Annotated in this window: 26 protein-coding genes; 12 read left to right on the forward strand and 14 right to left on the reverse strand. The window is 57.8% G+C overall.

What is annotated here, in order from left to right:
• Nucleotides 1-71: 71 nt before the first annotated feature.
• Genes ACR0EL_RS20385 through ACR0EL_RS20400 form a run of 4 tightly spaced genes read right to left on the reverse strand, consistent with a single transcriptional unit; the run spans nucleotide 72 to nucleotide 2,526 of the window.
• Complete coding sequence (locus tag ACR0EL_RS20385) at nucleotides 72-1,331, reverse strand: FCSD flavin-binding domain-containing protein (protein ID WP_480501863.1); 1,260 nt, start codon at nucleotides 1,329-1,331, stop codon at nucleotides 72-74.
• A gap of 23 nt (nucleotides 1,332-1,354) precedes the next feature.
• Nucleotides 1,355-1,741 (reverse strand): c-type cytochrome, encoded by a 387-nt coding sequence (locus tag ACR0EL_RS20390; protein WP_480501865.1) that lies wholly within the window; start codon nucleotides 1,739-1,741, stop codon nucleotides 1,355-1,357.
• A gap of 2 nt (nucleotides 1,742-1,743) precedes the next feature.
• Nucleotides 1,744-2,073, reverse strand: a complete 330-nt coding sequence (soxZ, locus tag ACR0EL_RS20395) for a thiosulfate oxidation carrier complex protein SoxZ (RefSeq protein WP_480501867.1) — start codon at nucleotides 2,071-2,073, stop codon at nucleotides 1,744-1,746.
• A 15-nt stretch (nucleotides 2,074-2,088) separates the two neighbouring features.
• The gene (locus ACR0EL_RS20400) at nucleotides 2,089-2,526 is read right to left on the reverse strand and encodes a thiosulfate oxidation carrier protein SoxY (protein ID WP_480501868.1); all 438 of its coding nucleotides are present in this window, start codon (nucleotides 2,524-2,526) and stop codon (nucleotides 2,089-2,091) included.
• Between the two features lie 180 nt (nucleotides 2,527-2,706).
• Here ACR0EL_RS20400 and ACR0EL_RS20405 point away from each other — a divergent pair, with 180 nt between their 5' ends.
• From ACR0EL_RS20405 to pqqE, 9 genes are all read left to right on the forward strand, one after another.
• A complete protein-coding gene (locus tag ACR0EL_RS20405) occupies nucleotides 2,707-3,453 on the forward strand; it encodes an ABC transporter ATP-binding protein (RefSeq protein ID WP_480501869.1) in 747 nt (248 codons plus the stop codon).
• Entirely contained in the window at nucleotides 3,450-4,241 is a 792-nt protein-coding gene (locus ACR0EL_RS20410; protein WP_480501871.1) for an ABC transporter permease, read from the forward strand. Before ACR0EL_RS20405 ends, ACR0EL_RS20410 begins: the two co-directional genes overlap by 4 nt.
• A complete protein-coding gene (locus ACR0EL_RS20415; protein WP_480501874.1) occupies nucleotides 4,238-5,839 on the forward strand; it encodes a sensor histidine kinase in 1,602 nt (533 codons plus the stop codon). The genes ACR0EL_RS20410 and ACR0EL_RS20415 overlap by 4 nt, the downstream gene beginning before the upstream one ends.
• Before the next feature lie 9 nt (nucleotides 5,840-5,848).
• Nucleotides 5,849-6,532, forward strand: a complete 684-nt coding sequence (locus ACR0EL_RS20420; RefSeq protein WP_480501876.1) for a response regulator transcription factor — start codon at nucleotides 5,849-5,851, stop codon at nucleotides 6,530-6,532.
• A 102-nt stretch (nucleotides 6,533-6,634) separates the two neighbouring features.
• Nucleotides 6,635-6,736, forward strand: a complete 102-nt coding sequence (pqqA, locus tag ACR0EL_RS20425) for a pyrroloquinoline quinone precursor peptide PqqA (protein WP_120634970.1) — start codon at nucleotides 6,635-6,637, stop codon at nucleotides 6,734-6,736.
• 22 nt (nucleotides 6,737-6,758) lie between these two features.
• On the forward strand, nucleotides 6,759-7,655 hold the full coding sequence (gene pqqB, locus ACR0EL_RS20430) for a pyrroloquinoline quinone biosynthesis protein PqqB (RefSeq protein ID WP_480501878.1): 897 nt from the start codon (nucleotides 6,759-6,761) through the stop codon (nucleotides 7,653-7,655).
• Nucleotides 7,652-8,401, forward strand: coding sequence for a pyrroloquinoline-quinone synthase PqqC (pqqC, locus tag ACR0EL_RS20435; RefSeq protein ID WP_480501880.1), 750 nt, complete (start codon nucleotides 7,652-7,654; stop codon nucleotides 8,399-8,401). Before pqqB ends, pqqC begins: the two co-directional genes overlap by 4 nt.
• On the forward strand, nucleotides 8,401-8,673 hold the full coding sequence (gene pqqD / locus ACR0EL_RS20440) for a pyrroloquinoline quinone biosynthesis peptide chaperone PqqD (RefSeq protein ID WP_480501882.1): 273 nt from the start codon (nucleotides 8,401-8,403) through the stop codon (nucleotides 8,671-8,673). The genes pqqC and pqqD overlap by 1 nt, the downstream gene beginning before the upstream one ends.
• Nucleotides 8,673-9,785 (forward strand): pyrroloquinoline quinone biosynthesis protein PqqE, encoded by a 1,113-nt coding sequence (gene pqqE, locus ACR0EL_RS20445; RefSeq protein ID WP_480501884.1) that lies wholly within the window; start codon nucleotides 8,673-8,675, stop codon nucleotides 9,783-9,785. The genes pqqD and pqqE overlap by 1 nt, the downstream gene beginning before the upstream one ends.
• Nucleotides 9,786-9,788: 3 nt before the next feature.
• Here the strand turns inward: pqqE and ACR0EL_RS20450 are convergent, their stop codons facing one another.
• The 7 genes from ACR0EL_RS20450 to ACR0EL_RS20480 are packed head-to-tail and all read right to left on the reverse strand — an operon-like array spanning nucleotide 9,789 to nucleotide 15,016.
• Nucleotides 9,789-10,385 (reverse strand): ABC transporter ATP-binding protein, encoded by a 597-nt coding sequence (locus tag ACR0EL_RS20450; RefSeq protein ID WP_480501886.1) that lies wholly within the window; start codon nucleotides 10,383-10,385, stop codon nucleotides 9,789-9,791.
• A complete protein-coding gene (locus tag ACR0EL_RS20455) occupies nucleotides 10,382-11,131 on the reverse strand; it encodes an ABC transporter permease (protein ID WP_480501888.1) in 750 nt (249 codons plus the stop codon). Before ACR0EL_RS20455 ends, ACR0EL_RS20450 begins: the two co-directional genes overlap by 4 nt.
• Nucleotides 11,132-11,137: 6 nt before the next feature.
• Nucleotides 11,138-12,103: an ABC transporter substrate-binding protein gene (locus ACR0EL_RS20460; RefSeq protein ID WP_480501890.1), complete on the reverse strand. Its 966-nt coding sequence runs from the start codon at nucleotides 12,101-12,103 to the stop codon at nucleotides 11,138-11,140.
• 20 nt (nucleotides 12,104-12,123) lie between these two features.
• Complete coding sequence (locus tag ACR0EL_RS20465; protein WP_480501892.1) at nucleotides 12,124-12,372, reverse strand: PepSY domain-containing protein; 249 nt, start codon at nucleotides 12,370-12,372, stop codon at nucleotides 12,124-12,126.
• Nucleotides 12,373-12,387: 15 nt separating this feature from the next.
• Entirely contained in the window at nucleotides 12,388-12,825 is a 438-nt protein-coding gene (locus tag ACR0EL_RS20470) for a cupredoxin domain-containing protein (protein ID WP_480501894.1), read from the reverse strand.
• A 19-nt stretch (nucleotides 12,826-12,844) separates the two neighbouring features.
• Nucleotides 12,845-13,816 (reverse strand): YVTN family beta-propeller repeat protein, encoded by a 972-nt coding sequence (locus tag ACR0EL_RS20475; RefSeq protein ID WP_480501896.1) that lies wholly within the window; start codon nucleotides 13,814-13,816, stop codon nucleotides 12,845-12,847.
• Between the two features lie 12 nt (nucleotides 13,817-13,828).
• Nucleotides 13,829-15,016, reverse strand: coding sequence for an ABC transporter substrate-binding protein (locus ACR0EL_RS20480; protein WP_480501898.1), 1,188 nt, complete (start codon nucleotides 15,014-15,016; stop codon nucleotides 13,829-13,831).
• Nucleotides 15,017-15,328: 312 nt separating this feature from the next.
• Between ACR0EL_RS20480 and ACR0EL_RS20485 the strand changes: the two genes are divergently transcribed.
• From ACR0EL_RS20485 to ACR0EL_RS20495, 3 genes are read left to right on the forward strand one after another with little or no spacing between them, the layout of a single operon-like run.
• Nucleotides 15,329-15,868, forward strand: coding sequence for an SRPBCC family protein (locus tag ACR0EL_RS20485; RefSeq protein WP_480501900.1), 540 nt, complete (start codon nucleotides 15,329-15,331; stop codon nucleotides 15,866-15,868).
• A gap of 19 nt (nucleotides 15,869-15,887) precedes the next feature.
• Nucleotides 15,888-16,799: an outer membrane protein assembly factor BamB family protein gene (locus ACR0EL_RS20490; RefSeq protein ID WP_480501902.1), complete on the forward strand. Its 912-nt coding sequence runs from the start codon at nucleotides 15,888-15,890 to the stop codon at nucleotides 16,797-16,799.
• Nucleotides 16,796-17,614, forward strand: a complete 819-nt coding sequence (locus ACR0EL_RS20495) for a quinoprotein dehydrogenase-associated SoxYZ-like carrier (protein WP_480501904.1) — start codon at nucleotides 16,796-16,798, stop codon at nucleotides 17,612-17,614. Before ACR0EL_RS20490 ends, ACR0EL_RS20495 begins: the two co-directional genes overlap by 4 nt.
• A 1-nt stretch (nucleotide 17,615) precedes the next feature.
• Here ACR0EL_RS20495 and ACR0EL_RS20500 read toward each other — a convergent pair whose 3' ends face one another.
• The 3 genes from ACR0EL_RS20500 to ACR0EL_RS20510 are packed head-to-tail and all read right to left on the reverse strand — an operon-like array spanning nucleotide 17,616 to nucleotide 19,496.
• Nucleotides 17,616-18,170, reverse strand: coding sequence for a PQQ-dependent catabolism-associated CXXCW motif protein (locus ACR0EL_RS20500; RefSeq protein ID WP_480501906.1), 555 nt, complete (start codon nucleotides 18,168-18,170; stop codon nucleotides 17,616-17,618).
• Nucleotides 18,167-19,009 (reverse strand): substrate-binding domain-containing protein, encoded by an 843-nt coding sequence (locus ACR0EL_RS20505; protein WP_480501908.1) that lies wholly within the window; start codon nucleotides 19,007-19,009, stop codon nucleotides 18,167-18,169. Before ACR0EL_RS20505 ends, ACR0EL_RS20500 begins: the two co-directional genes overlap by 4 nt.
• Entirely contained in the window at nucleotides 18,993-19,496 is a 504-nt protein-coding gene (locus ACR0EL_RS20510; RefSeq protein ID WP_480501910.1) for a c-type cytochrome, methanol metabolism-related, read from the reverse strand. The genes ACR0EL_RS20505 and ACR0EL_RS20510 overlap by 17 nt, the downstream gene beginning before the upstream one ends.
• Between the last annotated feature and the right edge of the window lie 26 nt (nucleotides 19,497-19,522).

A 19,522-nucleotide genomic window follows, 5' to 3' on the forward strand; every position in this document is an offset into this window, starting at 1 on the left:
AGTTGTAAGCTTTGAGCTTGGATTTACGCGAGTGCGTTTCTGGCTTTGTTGCGTTAGCTCACAACCGATCCCTACTGAAACATATCGGCAGAGATCGCTGCGTACCAATTCTCGGATTCTTCATATGTCGTCTTGCGCAGTGCGGTGTTTTCGCCGACCTGGCTGATAAAGCCATCAACGCGAGCGATTTTTTCCTCTGTTGCTTCATACGTCGCCCCGACTTTCACGCCATCGTTCACAGCGATCAAAGACCAGCAGGTATTTGCATATCTCGGGGGGAATATACGTGATCCGGTCAGCGCACCGCGCACAGCGTTGGCACAGACCTTGGCCTGCGAATTGGCGGAAAAACCGGATTTTGGCATGTCGCCCTGCTGGCTGGCATCGCCCAATACATAGACATCCGGATCGGTTTTTGAGGACATGTCAGCAGAGTTCACCGGTGCCCAACGGCCATCTGTTACACCTGCAAGCTCGGCGATCCGTCCGGCTTTCATGGCGGGAATGACGTTGCAGACATCTACAGCCATTTCCTCACCATCAATCGTCAGCGTCATTTGATCCGGGTCAACCGAGACCTTTCCGCCGCCAAAATCTTCGCCAATCCAGTCGATCATGCCCGGATAGTGCGAAGCCCAACCATCTTCAAACAGCGCCATTTTTGAGAATTTTGGTTTGGGGTCTGCGATGACAATTTTAGCCGTCGGGTTGGTGGTCTTCAGGACATGTGCCACCATGGAGATGCGTTCATAAGGTCCGGGTGGGCAGCGATAAGGATTTGGCGGCGCGACCATCGCATATACCCCACCTTCGGGCATGTTTTCGATCTGCGCGCGCAAAAGCTGGGACTGTGATCCAGCCTCGTAGGCATGAGGCATTTTGTTCTGTGCCGACAGGGTCCAGCCAGTGACGGACCCCTCGACAAAATCAATGCCCGGGGCCAGGATCAGTTTATCATAAGGCAGAACTTCGCCTCCGGCCAAAGTCACGGTCTTACCGGCCCGATCAACCGCAATGGCCCAGTCATGGACAACGTTAATGCCGTAATTTGCGGCAAGCGCACCATAGGTGTGCCCGATATCCTCGATCGATTTCAGGCCGCCGATGTAGAGGTTAGAGAAGAAGCAGCTGAAATAAACCTGTGATGGTTCGACCAGGGTGACATCAATCGCCCCATTGCTGTCCTTGGCGATGTACCGGGCGGCCGTGGCCCCACCTGCCCCGCCACCGATCACGACAGCACGGGGTTTCCCAGTGCCCTGCGCCAACACTGCCGGCGCTGACAGAACACCTGTCGTGGCACCCAGAAACTTGCGTCTACTCCATGTCATCTGCATCCCTCCCTGCGGCGATGTCACTCAAACGAGTTAAAATACGCCGCTAATGCTGCTATTTCCTCGTCGTTCAGACGCCCGGCCATCATCTGCATGATTGGATGCTCACGCTGTTTGGTCTTATAGGCCAGCATGGCATCGACAAAGGTTTCCGGATCAAGTCCGACGATCTGCGGAATACCTTTGGCGTCGGCATTCGACTGATGGCAGGTAACGCATTCCGCCGACAGATATTCACCCAGCTCGACATCTCCCTCTTCGGTGCCTGCCTGCAGCGCAGTACCCGGCAACGCGCCCAAACAGGCGCAAACCGTCAAGGCAGCATTCGTCAACTTGGTTGCACAGCTGTTAAGCATCCCACGCTTGCAAAATCTGTGTGCAATCAGAACCACAACTTTCGTCGGCATCTTCATATGACCGAGATCGCGCGGCTGTCGGTATAGATTGCGCCGTCATCATCGAACCAGCTGAAGGTAAAGATACCTGGGCCTGGGACAATCGACCGAAACTCGAAAAACGGGTTTGTTGAAATACCGGGTCCGATATCGAGATCAATGACCAGCTCGCCTTCGAACTCACAACGAAAGCGGTGAATGATCGACCGAGGGATTGGTTGACCATCGGGATCAAGGCGCTGGCCGGATTCCATGCGGTGGGTAATCAGGGTCTTGATCGTTATCACGTCTCCTGCGCGGGCCTCTTTTGGCAGCTTGACGCGGGTTTTGACGCCTGTGGCCATCTCAAAACTCCCCCATCATGCACACCCGCCGACAACCACCGAGACAGCCCGCGTGTCTTGACGCACGCTGCCATCCGGCAAACGCGCCAAAGCCAGAACCTCTTGTGATTGGCCCAGACGCATTCGTGTCGAAATGGATTGCGCCCCGGCCAAAGGCCCGTACCGCGCCCTGAGAACCGGAAAAACCGGGTTGCCGGGTGCGATCAACATAACCTCTTCCGCGTCAGGCGCGTTGATAGTCACCGGCACGCGATAGCCGTCCTCGGCAACGGGTTCCATATCGATGGAGACATCACTGTTTTCTACCGGGGCCTCACCGACAAAACCGGCAATCAGTTCCTCAAGCGTGGTTACATTTGGCAGAGCCACCAAATTCTGGGCGCGCCCTGGCAAGGCAAGGCACATCAAAGCCCCAAGGCTCACCTGCATTGCATCGCGCCGTCTTAAGGACATTGCGGCCCTTTCTTGTTGGTCTGGCACCGATGTTACCTGCGCCATTGCCGTTCGGATATATAACAAATCCGTGAGCCTTCGCATACTTAAGTCGCGGTCGCGCCTCAGACTGCAAGGTTGAGAAACGCAACCCGACGTTGCAAGCTGTCGTCAAGACCCGCATCTGCGGACGGAGGAAGAATGTCAGACACGCTGCCCTCGGCGAAAGCCAGCCCCGGTCTCGCTGTCCGCGAGCTGAGCTTTCACTATGGTGCCAAGACAGCGTTAGAGGCTGTCTCATTCGACGTTGCACCGGGCACGTTCTGCGCTCTTCTCGGGCCAAACGGGGCCGGAAAATCGACGCTGGTGTCTCTGCTGACGCGGCTTTTGGTGACACCTGACGGTGAAATCAGTGTTGCGGGCCATAACCTGCGTCAGGCTCCGCGCAACGCGCTGGCAAAACTAGGCGTGGTCTTTCAGCAGCCAACGCTGGATCTGGGCCTGACGGTACGCCAGAACATGACCTATTTCGCCGCGTTGCATGGGCTGCCACGATCAGAAGTTCCCGCCCGTATCGACGCAGCGCTGGACCGGCTGAACATGCGTGAACGCGCAGGTGAACGCGTGCGAGATCTGAACGGTGGGCATCGCCGCCGCATGGAACTGGCCCGCGCTTTGCTGCACGAACCGTCGGTGCTGCTGCTGGACGAGCCGACCGTGGGGCTGGATGCAGCGGCGCGACACTCAATCACCGACCATGTGCACAATCTGGCAGCGCAAGGTCTTTGCGTCTTGTGGGCCACACATCTGACCGATGAAGTGCGCGACGATGATCAATTGCTGGTGCTGCATCTTGGTCAAATCCTTGCTAGCGGGCAGACCGGTGACCTGCGCGGGGATCAAACCCTTTCCGATTGGTTTTTGTCCCAGACCGAGGTTCCAGCATGAGCGGTTTTTGGGGTGTCGCACGCGCCATAATCGGGCGCGAGTTTCTGCGTTTCATCCATCAGCGCGAACGCTTTCTCGCCGCCTTGGTTCGTCCGATGGTGTGGCTTTTGATCTTTGCGGCTGGGTTCCGCGCGGCTCTCGGCCTGTCGATCATCCCGCCATATCAAACCTACATTACCTATGAAACCTATATCGTACCGGGCCTCTGCGCGATGGTTTTGCTGTTCAACGGGATGCAGAGTTCTCTCAGCCTTGTTTATGATCGCGAGATGGGCTCGATGCGCTTGCTTTTGACCAGTTCGTTCCCGCGGTGGTGGCTGTTGTTCTGCCGTCTGCTGGGGTCAACGGCGATCTCAATCCTGCAAGTCTATACATTTCTGGCACTGGCCGCGTTGTTCGGGATTGTCCTGCCCCTGCCCGGCTATGTTGCGGTCCTGCCGGGGCTGGTTCTAGGTGGTCTGATGCTGGGCGCGCTGGGGCTGGTGCTGTCCAGTTTCATCAAACAGCTAGAGAACTTTGCCGGTGTGATGAACTTTGTCATCTTCCCTATGTTCTTCCTGTCCTCCGCGCTCTATCCGTTGTGGAAAATGGCCGAAAGCTCCCCTTTGTTGCGCGATATTTGCGCGCTCAACCCTTTCACCCATGTGGTCGAACTTATCCGGTTTCTGCTTTACCTGCAGATCAATTGGGGCGCGTTGCTCTGGGTTCTGGCATCGACCGCCGTGCTGTGCACGATCGCCGTTTGGGGATATGATCCGGCCCGTGGTCTGATGAAGCGGAAATCATGACGGCCGAGCCAAATCCAGCCAAGCGCAGCCTGCTTTTGAAGACCCGTTTGGGCCTTGGCGCGGTTGTGCTTGGATCGGGCACTTTGCTGACGGCGGCTATCCTCTATTTCGGGATGCAGACAGTTGCCAGCCGTTTGGAAACGGCGCTGGCCTCGGAAACCCGCATGGCGCGCTATGCTGCGCTGTCCACCCAAGCCGCCACCTTTCTTGTGATCGCAACCGAGTCAGTTCAGACCGGCCAAACCGTCGAAACCCGAATTGACCGCCTGTCCCCGATCCGGGACCAGATCGGGACTACGTTTCTGCAGCTTCGGTCTGATGTGGAAGAGGCCGTTGCCGCCGTTCAATCCCTTGGGTTGGATGAGCAATCCCGGTACGGCACGCAATCTCTTGGGCTAGCCAGAATGGAGGCACTGCTGGCCAATACGCTGGACGGCCTTGCAGATGCCAACGCCGATCAGGCGCGGTTACGCGCCCATATCGACTCGTTCGCGTCCGCCTTTGATCCCTTGCTCAGTCAGGCCGTGAACACTGAGGTTCTGTTTCGCAATGCGATATTGGCCGGGATCGAAAAGACCCGTCTGACTTTGACTTGGGTTGCGCTTGCACTTGCCCTGTTTGCCCTGCTCAGCACAGCCTGGTTCTACTTCGGCCTGGTGCGACCACAGTTCTCGCGGTTGGACCGGTTGCGCAAAGCAGCGGTTCAGGTTGGCAAATCCGAGTTTGCCATTTCTCTGCCAGCAACCCGCAATGATGAAATCGGCCAGCTATACGGTGAAACCAACCGTATGGCGGCGGCGCTGAAACACCGTCAGGATGAGGTTGAGGCAGAATGGGCCCGGTTGAACGAGACCATCGCCCAGCGAACGCGGGAGCTGAGTGCAGCAAATGAAACCCTGTCCAAGATCGATGAAAACCGGCGTCGTTTCTTTGCAGATATCAGCCACGAACTGCGCACGCCTTTAACGGTCATCATGATGGAATCCCAGATTGGTCAGAGGGACAGTCAGACCGCGCCCGAGGCGTTGGCCACGATTGAAAACAGTGCCGCAAAACTGAACCAGCGGATTGACGATTTGCTGCGTGTCGCACGGTCTGAAACCGGGGAACTTGCATTGGAACCCGCCAACATTGCGCTGCAAGACCTGATGCAGACAGTTGTGAATGACATCCAGCCTGAGATCGACAACGCCAATATGCAACTCGAAACGGACGAGTTTCCGGATTGTGCGGTGCAGTGCGATCCTAACTGGATGCGTCAGGTCTTGCTTAGCTTGCTGCGCAACGCGATCCGACATGCACGCGACGGTAAGGCGTTATCCATTTCGGGTCATGTCGCGGATGAAGTCGTTCAGATAGAGCTAACGGATAACGGCCCGGGCATTTCTAAAAACGATCAGAGCCAGATCTTTGAACGGTTTGTTCAGGGCGGGGCGGCAAACAGTCAGGGGTTTGGCGTGGGGCTGGCGCTGGCCCGATGGGTCGTTGAGGCTCATGGTGGCACGATCTCAATAGGCAGCCCTGTCCCGCGTAACACAGCGTTAGGCGCCAATGCCGGTACAAATGTCTGCATTCGATTACCACTGGCAGAGGCTTAGAGTATCCTTATGGCCCCCAGACTACTGATCATAGACGACGATCCCAAAATCACCTCGGCCCTTGTCCGGGGCCTGTCACTGCATGGCTATTCTGCCGAGGCTGAAAACCGTGCCGATCAGGGGTTAGAGCGCTTGAAAAGCGGCGCGTTCTCAGGCGCGATTGTGGATGTGATGCTTGGGGCGGATAGCGGTGTTGAACTGGTACGGGCGGCGCGCCTGGCCGGTGTTGCGATCCCCATATTGATGTTGTCGGCGCTTTCCGATGTTGACCACCGCGCCGCCGGGCTTGAGGCCGGGGCCGATGATTACGTGGTGAAGCCGTTCAGCTTTGACGAGCTTGTCGCCCGGTTGCAGGTCCAGGAACAACGCGTACTCTCTCAACGTCCGGATCCGGCACGAATTTCGACGCGAGACAGAACCCTAGCAGTCCGTGAGACAAGCATCGCACTGACCGAACGCGAGTTCGATCTGCTTCTGCTGCTCAACAGCAAAGCCGGCTCACCCATCTCACGAGGTGAGCTGTTTGACACGCTCTGGTCGCGCGAAGGGTCCAGTAACGAGAATGTGGTTGATGTCTACATTGGGTATCTGCGAAAAAAATTGGAAACCGATGATTTTGGATTTGAAATCAAAACGATACGCAATCGGGGATTTTGCCTTCAGGGGGTTGCACCATTGTCAGATGACGTCTGAGTACCGACCAAAGTCTAACTCCTTCTTATGAATTAAGAGTCGCACGCACGCATGGGACCTGCCACATTGAGTTTCAGGACATCTTTGGAGGAGGACCCCGATATGGCTTGGAACAAACCTGTTATCCGCGAGATCGAATGCGGCATGGAAATCAACATGTACGGCCCCGATCATGACGATGAGCGTGGTGGCGGCCTGATCTGATAAGCCACAAGCGCCAACACGGATGACGTTGCGCGCAATAATACTTGGGGCCGCTGCTGGCGGCGGCCTTCCGCAATGGAACTGCGGATGTGAAAACTGCAATCTGGCACGAAGTGGAGTGATCCCCGCGCAAACGCAATCGTCGCTCGCTGTGTCCCCCGATGGCCAGAATTGGGCCATTCTCAATGCCTCACCAGATATTCGAATGCAGCTGGGCAATACGCCTCACCTGTTTCCGACAGGGTTGCGAGAGATGCCAATTCAATCGGTGTTGGTGACCAATGGCGATATCGACCATGTGGCGGGTCTGCTCACGTTGCGCGAAATGCAGCCCTTTGTGCTGTTCGCAACCCCGAGCATTCATGATGTTGTTGCGGATAACCCGATTTTCGATGCCCTGAACGCTTCAGTCGTGAAGCGCGCGCCGATCTCTTTGAATGAGCCTTTTGAGCTGATCTCGGGTCTGGAGGCCACGTTGTTCCCAGTTCCCGGCAAAGTGCCTCTATACCTCGAAGGGGAACATGTTCAGACGGATTTGGTGGGCGAACAAACCGTCGGTGTGGCGCTGAGTGCGCAGGGCAAGACGGCCTATTACATCCCAGGCTGCGCCGCTTTGACGCCCGAGCTGCGCACGCAGCTGGACGGGGCTGACCTTCTGTTTTTCGACGGCACGCTCTGGCAGGATGATGAGATGGTGCGGGCCGGGTTGGGCCAGAAAACGGGCAAGCGAATGGGGCATATGTCGATGGACGGCCCCGATGGTTCGATCGCCAGTTTCGAGAATATGCAGATCGGACGGAAAGTCTTCGTCCATATGAACAACACCAATCCGGTTCTGCGCCCCGATAGCAACGAGAACGCAATGGCGAAGGCCAAAGGCTGGACGATAGGCCAAGATGGAATGGAGATCACGCTATGACCCAAAGCCGCGAAGAATTCGAAGTCCGGCTGCGCCAGATCGGAGCTGAGCGATATCATGACCTGCATCCGTTCCATCATCGTCTGCATGGCGGCCAATGCACGCCCGATGAGGTGCGCGCCTGGGTAATCAACCGCTATTACTATCAGCACTCCATCCCGATGAAGGACGCGGCTTTCATGTCCCGCGTCGAGGATCCGGCGCTACGCCGGGCCTGGCGGTCGCGAATCGAGGATCACGACGGCACAAATGACAACGAAGGTGGCATCCAACGCTGGCTGCGACTGGCCGAGGCGGTCGGGCTGGACCCGGACTATGTCGCCTCCTGCGAGGGCGTATTGCCTGCTACCAAATTCGCGGTGGATGCCTATGTGCGATATGTCCGCGAAAAGACCTTGCTGGAGGCGGTTGCCGCCTCGCTCACCGAACTTTTTGCGCCCAAGATCCACGCCAACAGGATCGAAGGCCTGCTTCGGCATTACGAATTTGCGGATGACAGTTCCCTGTCTTACTTCCGCAACCGCCTGAAGGAAGCCCCCAAGGACGTGGCCTTCGGTCTGGCGTGGGTGTTGGATCATGCCGACACTGAAGAAAAGCAGGACGCGGCGACCAAAGCACTGATATTCAAGACAGATGTCCTCTGGTCGCAGCTGGATGCCTTGTGGGGGGCCTATGTCGAACCTGCCAGAATCCCTCCGGGTGCCTGGAAGCCGGACACCGGCCTGCTGATGCGGCGGGCGTCGTGATGTTGGCGCAGGAGGTCCCTTCACTCCCGCGGGGCGTCCGCGTCCAATACGATTCCGTGCGCGAGAAATGGGTTCTGCTGGCACCGGAACGGGCTGTGACGCTGGATCAGATCGGACATGCGATTTTGAACGAGGTTGACGGCCAGCGCAGCTTTGGCCAGATCACGGCGATATTGTCCGAGAAATACAGCGCGCCGGAAGAACAGATTGCCGAAGACAGTTCCGGCTTTCTGGATGCCCTGCGGGCGCGGCGTTTTCTGGATGTGATTTGATGCAGGCAAAGGCCCCGCCCCCAATTGCCATGCTGGCCGAGTTGACGCATCGGTGCCCGCTGTCCTGCCCCTATTGTTCCAACCCCGTCGAGATGGCCAAGCTCGATAGCGAGTTGGACACCGAAACCTGGGCGCGGGTGTTCAGAGAAGCGGCGGCGCTTGGTGTTTTGCAGCTGCATCTGTCAGGCGGCGAGCCTGCCTCGCGCCGGGATCTGGTCGCACTGGTCGAGGCTGCGCGCGAGGCTGGGTTATACACCAACCTGATCACTTCGGCGATCGGGCTGTCTGAACGCCGCCTGCATGAGCTGGACGAGGCCGGTCTGGACCATATCCAACTTTCTCTTCAAGGCACCGACGCCGTGATGGCGGATAAGGTGGGCGGTTACCGGGGCGGGTTTGACCGCAAGATGAAGACGGTCGGGTGGATCAAACAGATCGGATTTCCGCTGACCCTGAATTTCGTCCTGCACCGTCACAATGCGCACCAACTGCCACGGGCGCTGGAACTGGCGCAGGAGATGGGCGCGCGGAGGATCGAGGTTGCAACGGTTCAGTTCCACGGCTGGGCCTTGAAGAACCGCGACGCCTTGATGCCCACGCGGGAGCAGGCGCAGGACGTCACGCAACAGGTGACAGAAGCCCGCAAAGCGCTGAAAGGGCAGTTGGTCATTGATTACGTCCCGGCGGATTACCACGACGACTATCCCAAGCGTTGCATGGGCGGTTGGGGCACCACCGGATTGAACGTCGCGCCCGACGGTCAGGTTCTGCCCTGCCACGCTGCCCAGTCCATTCCACATCTGACCTTTGACCGCGTGCAAGACAAACCGCTGGCGGATATCTGGTACCATGGCAGCGCGTTCAACGCCTATCGCGGAACCGAGTGGATGTCGGACCCGTGCAAAAGCTGCGAACGCAAAACCATCGATTTCGGGGGCTGCCGCTGTCAGGCCATGGCCGTGATCGGAGATGCAAGTGCGACCGATCCGGTTTGCATCAAATCGCCCCATCATCAGGCGTTGCAGGATCAGGCGAATGACCATGCCGCCAAAGCGGATGCGCCTTTTATCTACCGTGTCGCCGCCGGCGCGACCACCGAACCTGCGGAATAGCCCCTACCCTAGAACAGCCCCGTTCGGGCCGGGTGTCAGGTTGAGTATCCGGTTGGAGAGGCGCTGCGCCTCGGGGCTCGAATGGGTCACGAACAGGGTGGCCGGGCGGTGCTGCGCGATCAGAGCCTCGGTCAGGGTCAACATCGTTTCGGCTGTTTCGGCGTCCAGAGAGACAAAGGGCTCGTCCATAATCAGGAACTCCGGCTGCCCGGCAAAGGCGCGCGCCAGCGACAGCCTGCGCTGCTGACCCAGTGACAATTGGCCGGGAAACAGATCCCCCTTTCCTGCCAAGCCAACGTCAGACAGAGCGGCTTCGGCATCAGCGCGTGACAATTCGCAATGGATCAGCGTCAGATTGTCCAATGCCGAACGCCACGGCAGCAAGGTTGGTTCCTGAAACACGATCGCCAGCCGATCCGGCCGCGCGATCTGGCCGTCAAAGTCGGGATCAATCCCCGCCACCACCCGCAACAGCGTCGTCTTTCCGATGCCGGACGGTCCGGTCAGCGCAACCGTTTCCCCGGCTGCGATGTCAAAAGAGATCGGGCCCAACACGGCATCATGTCCAAAGTGCTTTTGCCGGATGTCGATCTGGATCATGCGGCTCTCCAGCGTCGGGCTTTGCGTTCCCACGGCTGCAGAACCAGCCACTCAACAACCAGCATGACCGCGATGAAGGAGAACGCATAAACCAGCACCATCGCCACATCAAAAAGCTGAAAATACAGATGGATTTGAAACCCGACGCCGGAGGAGCGTCCGAGGAACTCGACCACCAGCACGATCTTCCAGATCAGAGAGAGGCCCGACCGCGCAGCCGCCGCGATGAACGGGGCAAGCTGTGGCAGGATCACATGGCGCAGTCGCGTTTGCCACGGCATCCGGTAGACCTGCGCCATCGCATCTAGATCGGGGCTTAAGGCCCTGCCCCCTTCGCGGAGGATCGTGGCGACATTGGGGATTTTGTTCAGCGTCACGGCGGTGATCGCTGCAGCCTCGGTCAGCCCGATCCAGAGATAGCAGAGCACGATCAGAACCAATGCGGGCAGGTTCAGGAAGATCACCAGCCAGGGGTCGAGCCAGCGGTTAAGAGCGTCCGACCGCCCCATCGACAGGCCAATAATCGTGCCCAAGGTCATCGCCAACGCAAACGCCCAGATCACCCGCAACAGGGTTGCGCCAAGGCTGCGCAGCAATTCTCCGGAAGCAAGCTCCTGCTGGAACCGGGGGATCAGGTCCCAAGGCTGCGGCAGAATCTGGGGGTCTGCGGTCAGCGAGGCGGCAACAATCCACAACGCCACGAGGCCCGCGATGGAAAAAAGCGGCGTGAGGCGCGTGTCTTGCATGAAACCCTATTCCACGTCAGCAAACAGACCTTGTGGCACTGTTGTCGCATCGCCCACAAGCTCAGCCCCGCCCAGTTCGGCCATCAGTTCCAGCATCTTGTTGGCGGCGGCGGCGTCAACGGGGCTGCGTTCAGGAATACCAGCAATCCAATCGGTCTTGAGCTGTTCGAACTGCGCATCGGACTTGGCGTTCATGCGAGGCCGGATCGCCTCCCAGGCCTCGGGTGAGTTGACCAGCAGGTCCTTGGCCTCGCGGCTGGCCGCGAAGAGGCTTTGTGCAAGCTCTGGGTTTTCGTTCAGAAAGCTCTCTTTCAGGTAGTACCCCAGCAGCGGCGTATCGGTGTCGAGCCCCAAAGCTCGTCCGGCCTCCTCCACCGAGATCAGCTCTCTCATACCCGACGCTTTCATCTTGGCCAGAAAGTGCCAGAAGTTGATCGCCCCGGCGTAATCGCCGCCAAGCGCGGATTTGAAGATCAGGGGCGGCGCGCCAAAGACCTGTTCGGTATCCACTTTCAAATCCATCCCATATTCCTGCGCCGCATAGGCGCGCAGGATCAGCCAGGATTTATCCAGCGGGCCACCGGCGATGCCGATCTTGCCGCCCGCCAGGTCCTTCAAACTGGTCGCAGGGCTGTCGGCGGGCACAACCACGCCGCCCACAGCTTTGGAATACGGGATGAAGACGTAATCCTTGCCAGCCGCCCTTTGCCGCGCGACCCAGATCCAGTCGGCCACGGCCAGATCGGCCTCGTCACCTTCGACCGCGATGCGGGTTGCGCCATTGTCGGCAAAGGGTTGGACATCAAGGACAAAGCCATGTTTCTGGTCCAGACCGTTCTGGCGAATGGTCTCAAGCTCCCAATTCACCGTTCCGATCTTGAGCACCGCGGCCCGAACGGTCGGCAGGGTTTCTGCCGCCAAAGCGCCCGCGGCGAGCGCAAGGACAAAGCAGGCGGAAAACAGTTTGATCATGGCTTCATCCAGTTCATCTGCTATTCCGCCTTACGGCTAACTTCGTTCAGGTCTTTGTCCAGTTTGATATCGAACTGGTTGCCGCCTTTGCAGATCACATCATCCAGATCATAGCCGTCGTCTTCGACCTCGATATCATCCGGGTCCATCTGGCATTCGATGGAAGCAAGATAGGCTTCGATCTTGCCAACGGTTTCCGCATCAATCTCTTCGGCGAAGGCCGGGGCTGCGATAAGTCCGGCGATCATCAAAACTCCAAGCTTTTTCATCATACGATCCTTTCTCTATTGAATGCTGACGGTGATACGTTGCGAGTCACCCGTGGACCCGGGGATGCGAATTTCATGGCTGCCGGGTTTGATGGCGATAAACGACAATTCAGCGACGCCAGCCTTGTCGAACTCGATGCTGTCCACCGCCATCGGGCGGATTTCGATCTTGTTGATGACGATCTCGTTCATCCAGATCGCGCGGAAAAACGAGGGCCCTTCGATGGCCAGCTCTGCTGAGCCATCCGCCGTAATCTCAAGCTTGTAATAGGCACCGGATTGCAGGACCACATCCTCACCCAGCGGTTGCCCCGACGCGAGTGTGAGCGCGATGGTCTCACCGCGGTTGCACTTTGCCAAAAGTCCGGCAAACCCCAGATCATCGCAAAGCGGGGCCGCCGAGATTGGCCCGCCTATAAGTGCGACGCATGCTGCAATCAAAAATCTCTTCATTCCCGTCCCTCCCAGAACTTCAGTCAATAGTCACCACGCCCCAGGGCTGCTGACCGACCTGTACCGATTTGATCGCCTTCTCAGAGGCCACATCGATGATGGTGATGTCGTTTGAGTTGCCATTTGTGGTCAGCAAGTATTTTTCATCAGGCGTAAAATCGAGTTGCCAGACCCTCTGCCCCACAAGGATATAGTCCAACACTTCAAGGCTTTGCGCGTCCACAACGGCAACCCGGTTTGCGGGTCCCAAAGCGACAAACAGACGCTTGCCATCCGAGGTCACCTTTGCACCCACCGGCTGCAGCCATTCCGGCTGCACACCGGGCACCTCAAAGCTGATCTTGCCAACAACTGTGGGAGTGCCATCCTCGGCGATGTCCATGACCGAGACCGTGCCGCCAATTTCCGAGGTGACGAACAGGCGTTTGCCATCCGCCGTGTACTGGGCGTAGCGCGGGCGCTGGTCGACCAGAACGTTGTGCTTGATCGTATAGTCTTCGGTGGAAATGAAATGCGCCATATTCGTGGTCTCGGACGTGTTGACCACAAACTTTGCATCCGGGCTCATCCCCATGCCTTCGGGTTCGACGCCAACCGGCACTTCGGCCAGAATGGTGCGGGTTTCGGTATCCGTCACCGTCACCAGATTGTCGTCCTCATTGGCGATATAGAGCCGCTTGCCCGACGGTTCGAGGATGAAGAGCTCCGGGTCCGGCCCAGAGGGCAGGCTAGGCAATTCTTCATAGGTCGAGGTATCGAAGACCCTGACGATGTTGTCATCGGAGGCGCAAACATACAGCTTGCTGCCATCCGGGCTGACGGTGATGCCGCGTGGGCGGTTGCCGCCCGGAAACTCAGTGATCACTTCCCAGGTTTCGGTATCAACCACCGTGATAGTATTTCCGCGTTCGTTCGAAACAAAAGCTTTGCCCGCCAGCGTGGGGCCCGAGGCAAGCGCGGCAAAGGCAACGGTCAACAGTAGTTGTTTCATCAAAACCTCCGGTTATTCAAATGCCTGACAGCTGGCTTCCGCCCGATCCAGACCTAACGTATCCAGCGGTGAGACCTGATGCAGGAACCCATCCTGCGGACTGACACTGACGGTGATCGAGCCATCGTACAAAAGGATCGGCTGGCGCAGCTGCCCGTTCCAATTGCGGAACGTCACTTTCTGCCCCTTGAAAGCCGCTAGCTCGAATTCGTCCGACAGGGCGTAGTCGCGTACCCCGTCAGGCTCGGCTGTGCTAGCGCGGGTTACGGCCTCGCCAATCACGCGCAGGGCCAGCCAGGTGTTGTAATCCTCGGGGCGGGCATAGCGGCCTGTCAGGTCCTCGAAACGGGTCTGGAACTGGGTCGCGCCCCATGCCTCATGCGCGCCATGGAAGGTTGTTGGGCGCAGGCCGCCCGAGCCCATCACCGGGCGCGGAGTCCAAAGGTGGTAAGACAGGTAGCGCCCGAAATAGTCGGTTTCGTCCGCGGCGATCACTACATCATGGTCCCGCACATCCTGCGTATCCAGCGGCAATTGACGCTGAACCAGAACATGGCCGGAATCTGTCCGCCGCGAGCCTCCGGTATCCGCAAAGGTCCGATCTTCGGTGATCTTTGCCCCAAACTTGGTCGCCGCGCGGCGATAGGCGTCGGCAAGTTTGACATCTTCGGGATTGGAACCGGCCAACAGGAACCAATCACCCCATTTTTTCCAGACCGCAAACTGCGCAACAGCATCAGCCTTCATGGCCCGAGACGGCGCGATATGGAGCAGGTTGCCCCGGCAATTTGCATCTCGCAACTCGATATCAGGGGCTGTGACATTGAAGACCAGCGCCCCCGCCTCTGCCGCCTTATCCGTCAGCTGCAGAACATCAGGAGCATCTGCCAAAAGAACGATCAGGCGCACCCCGTCGGCTAGGATTTGATCCATCGCGGCGTCAGCCTCTTCCGGGGGAACGGCGACAGAAGTAGTCTCATAGGTATGGCCCAGAAATCCGCCTGTTGTGCCGTTGTCCTCATCCCCAAGTGCGGCGCCTGCAAAGCCCAGATCGTCGGGTGTCAAGTCATATCGCGAAATCGGCAGAAGTGACGGGTAGTCAATCCGCAGCACCACAGCTTTCACGTCAATTGCCGCCGCGGTCACGGCAGACACACACCAAAGAAGTGCCGCAAGCAGCGACAGCACGCGAATATTCAAGATGTCCTCCCGTTGCCTGAACGTTCGGGATCAGGCTGAATCATCAAGGGCGAAACGCCCGAAAAACGGAACCGATACTTTTGGCCGTGTTGTAAAACAAAGCCTATCAGCTTCATTATTAAGCTCGATTCTTATTTTATAAGAATGCGCGTATGCGGTTGATCTTGCTATGGTTTCCCGCGGCTTTCTGCAGTTTTTCCGAAGTGGCCACGGTTGGCCGCTTTGGTGTTTTCGGGTGCCAGTTTTGATGCTTGTCACGCCATGCAGAAGCCAGGTCAATCAAACGCTCAGCGTATTCAGGGAGGACATTGAATGAATCGACGCACTCTTCTGGCGGCAATCGCCGCGCTACTGGTTCCGGCCATGGTTCTGGCCCATGGACCGACCCGGCAGAAAGTCACTTTGACCGCCGAGATCGCTGCCTCGCCCGAGGAAGTCTGGGCGGTTGTCGGAAACTTCGATGACATGTCATGGCACCCTGCCGTATTTGCAACCGAAGGCAACGGCGGCAATGCGATTGACGCGACCCGGTTGCTGACGCTCGGCCAGGAAGGCGGGCCGACGATTGACGAAGTTCTGTATAAGTACAGCGACGAGAAGATGAGCTATTCCTACCGGATCACCGAGGTCGCGGTTGAGGTGCTGCCGGTCACCAACTACTCATCGCATCTGACGGTGAAACCACGTGACGGGGGTGGATCGATCGTCGAATGGCGCGGCGCGTTTTATCGCGGTTATCCAAACAATGATCCACCAGCCGAATTGAATGATGAAGCCGCAATCGCCGCCGTTACCGGCGTATATCAGGCCGGACTCGATGCCTTGGTCGAGCGTTTTGGTGAGGCAAGCTAGCCGCTCATTGATTTTAGTCATGTCGCTCTCTGCTGGCCCGGCGCTGGCAGAGTCGGCATTCATCACCTGCCAAAACGGTGAAGAACTCAGCCGGATAGATTTGGTCGAAATGCAGGAAACGGCCCGCTGGCCCCTGCTCGGCAAACCTGCGGGTGTGGCCGTTGGGCGGGACAGAACGCTGTTCACCGTGTCACCGGACAGCAAAACAGTGCAGCGCTTGTCTGCTGAGACAGGCGAGACGCTAGCGCGGGTCACTTTAGAAGGCGGACCAATCGGCATCGCACTGGATCAGCAGCGCGGGCGGCTTTTTGTCTCGGACTGGTACAACGCCCGCCTTTGGGTGCTGGACATCGAAACCCTTGACGTTCTGTCCAAGCTGCCGACCGGTGCCGCCCCTGCTGGAATAGCGATTTCATCAGATGGACGGTATGTGGTGTCGGCTGACAAAGAGGCGGATCAGGTTTCGGGTTTTGATGCTGAAACCCTTCAGCCGCTGCACAGCATATCCGTTGGCACCCGTCCCTTTGGATTGCGCTTTGCGCCGGATGGCCGGCTGTTTGTCGGCAATGTCGGCAGCAATGATGTCAGCGTGGTTGATGTCGAAACCGGCGTGGTTATCGCGACAGTACCGGTTGGCGAACGCCCATATGGAATAGCCTTTGCCCAAGGTCGCGCATTTGTCACGAACCAATACGCCAATACGCTCAGCGTTATCTCTTTGGACACGCTGGAGCATGAAGCGCTGATCGAGGTCGGAGAATACCCGGAAGGCATTGATGCAACGGCGGATGAGGACCTTTTGGTCATCGCAAACTGGTTCGAAAACACCGTCAGCATCGTGGACCCGAAGGCGCTCAATGTGATAGAAACGATAGAAACCTGCGATGGGCCGCGCGCCTTTGGCAGATTTCTGCAAGGAGGAAGACAATGAAGGCTTCTCACCTGATTGCAGTTCTGTTCTGTCTGCTGGCCGCTCCGGCCTGGGCATCGAACGAGGCATGGGAGAATGTCCGCGCGCTGCTTTATGGCGACCGGGAGATGCAGAACGGGGACGCATTGATCGCAATTGATGCGCCCTATCGCACGCCGGACGATGCGCGGGCTGAGTTGGCGGCACAGGTTGTGGCGCCAAGGGGCACGAAGGTGGCCAAAGTAACCTTGGTGCTGGATGAAAACCCGATGCCGGTTTCCGCAGTGTTCGAACTGGAAGAACCACTGCCCAGTTTCTACTTCGACGTGACCATGCGCGTGAATGGCCCGACCCCGATGCATGTCATTGCTGAAACAACAGATGGCCGTCTTTGGGTGTCGGAAACCTTTGTCAAAACATCCGGTCTTGGGGCGTGCGCCGCACCACCCGGCACTGACCCGAAACTCGCGCTAGAAAACCTGGGAACGATGGAGGCCGAACTGGTTGGCCGCGTGCCCTCGCTGGATACACTGACGCGCTTGTCCAATCTGGGTGCGGATCGCGCCAACAAGATGGACCTGAACATCGATCATCCGTCGCATTCCGGGATGCAGATGGACCAGATTTCATTGCTGTTCATCCCGATGCGATATGTGGAAACCGTGGATATCGATCTTGATGGTGCGGGTTATATTCAAATGACAGGATCAATTTCACTGTCCGAAAACCCTCGGGTCGGCATATCCGTTCCAAGCCGGGCGCAAGCGGTGGATGTGACCATGACCGACACGGATGGCACAGTCAGCCATCTGCATAAGAAACTCGCAGGCTTCTAAATCAACCCCCTCCGGTAACTGGTTGGCCCGGGGCGGGTTCAACCCGTTCCAGCGGATAGCCCCATAAGGCCCAGCCATCGGTGCCTTCGGGGAACCAATAGACGTTAGTATATCCCCATTCGATTGCGCGTCGGGCGGCATTCCAGCTCATCCAGCAGTCTTCCAGGCAAAAGAACACAACGCCATGATTGATGTCGCTGTTGGTGCTGGCCTCCAATCCGGATTGAAAATAGTCAGCCGTAACATCGGCAATTGCGCCATAGCCGACATTCGGCAACCAGAGTGTTCCGGGAATGCTGTCACGTGGCTTGTCCCGCCAGATCGTGCCTTTTGGCAGGTTCGCCGGTTTGGGTGGCTGGGGCAATACGTCGATAAATGCGGCACTCTGATCTTGCCACAGGCTGTGGGCTTCTTCCGGGCCGATGGTAGTGCCACCGGTGATCTGATCTGGCACCGGCGCACGATAGTGGTCCATGCGGTAGTCGCTTGGCTCGGGTACTGTCTGCGCTACCGCCCTGGTCGACATCAGCACAAAGGCCACGACGGCGCGCATCATTGCGACAGATCCAGCACCTCGGTTCCCAGATCATTCACAAGCGGCACGCCGGCTTCGGCCAATACGGCGTTGATTTCATCTTGGTTACGGCGGATCTGAGAATTCAGTTGCCGCTGCCAGACCTTCTCACCCTGTCGCACACCCATGGTGATGCGGTAGAACAGACGTGGCGGCAGCTCTTCGTTGACCAGGGGGATCACCTTGAAATCCGGGTAATCTGCCTTGACCAATGGCCCGCCCAACGGACCCCATAGGATGGCGGCATCAATCTCGCCCGATTGCAGGTCATTCAGCATATCTGTGGCAGGGCTTTCAACGCGGCGGTCGACGAACAGATTGTAGGGCTTGGCCTGCCCGATCAACCCGTTCCGCGCCATATGCGCCGCCGGGGGTGTACCCGCCACAATTCCGATCTTACGCCCTTTGAGCGCCGGATCGTTCAGCGTGTCGACCTGAGCCAGATCGCTGTCCACCGGCACGATCAATGCATAGGCCGAGGTGTAGTAATGGTTGGTGTTCTGCACCAGCTCATGCCCTTGCGCATAGCCGATCACAACATCACAGCGTTTGGCAGCCAAAGTGTTTCGAATGAAGCCCGTCGCTTGCGGAAACCAGACATATTGCACGGGCAGATTTAGTTTTGCGGCAATTAGCTCGGCCAGCTGGTTTTCATACCCCGATCCATCGTCGGACGACATAGGATAGTTGGCCGGATCCGCGCAAACGCGAAAGGCCGTTTTGGAAACCAAATCCGATGTTTGCGCCTGTACGGGCTGCGCCTGACCCGCCCAGACGCAAAACCCTGTCAGAACAAGGCAGGCCTTAGCCCATGCACGCATTTTCGTCCTCGCGAATCACGTCTGATTTTGCCTCTTTCTTGGGCGGGCGACCACGCGGGATCGCACCCGACCCGTGGGCTTTCAAATATACATAGATGTCATCCAAAAAGCACATCACATTTGGGTTGTCGCCAAAGCCCGGCATCACCGAGTTCTCGGCGGCGTTCACGACCTGGCGGCCGTTGGTGACGACATCCACGAAGTCGTAATAATCCATATCCAACGCCGACTCTTTCAGTGCGGGCGCATAGGTCGAACCTTCGCCATCCGGACCATGACAGACGTGGCATTCCGCGTGATAACGCCGGAAGCCTGAAAACGTCATCCAGTCCACGGTTCCATCCTCGGCCACGTTGAAAGTGGGGACATCGTCTTCGGTGTAGTACCGACCGTCCTCGGAATACGAGACCGCCAGATTGTCAGCAACCGCAGCAATGGGAAGGCAGGACACAAGAACAGATGCCAGAAGACGTACAGAGTGGTTCATGGAAAGCTCGTTTCTTTGCAGGTGAA

It is taken from the genome of Ruegeria sp. AH12 (assembly GCF_056541465.1).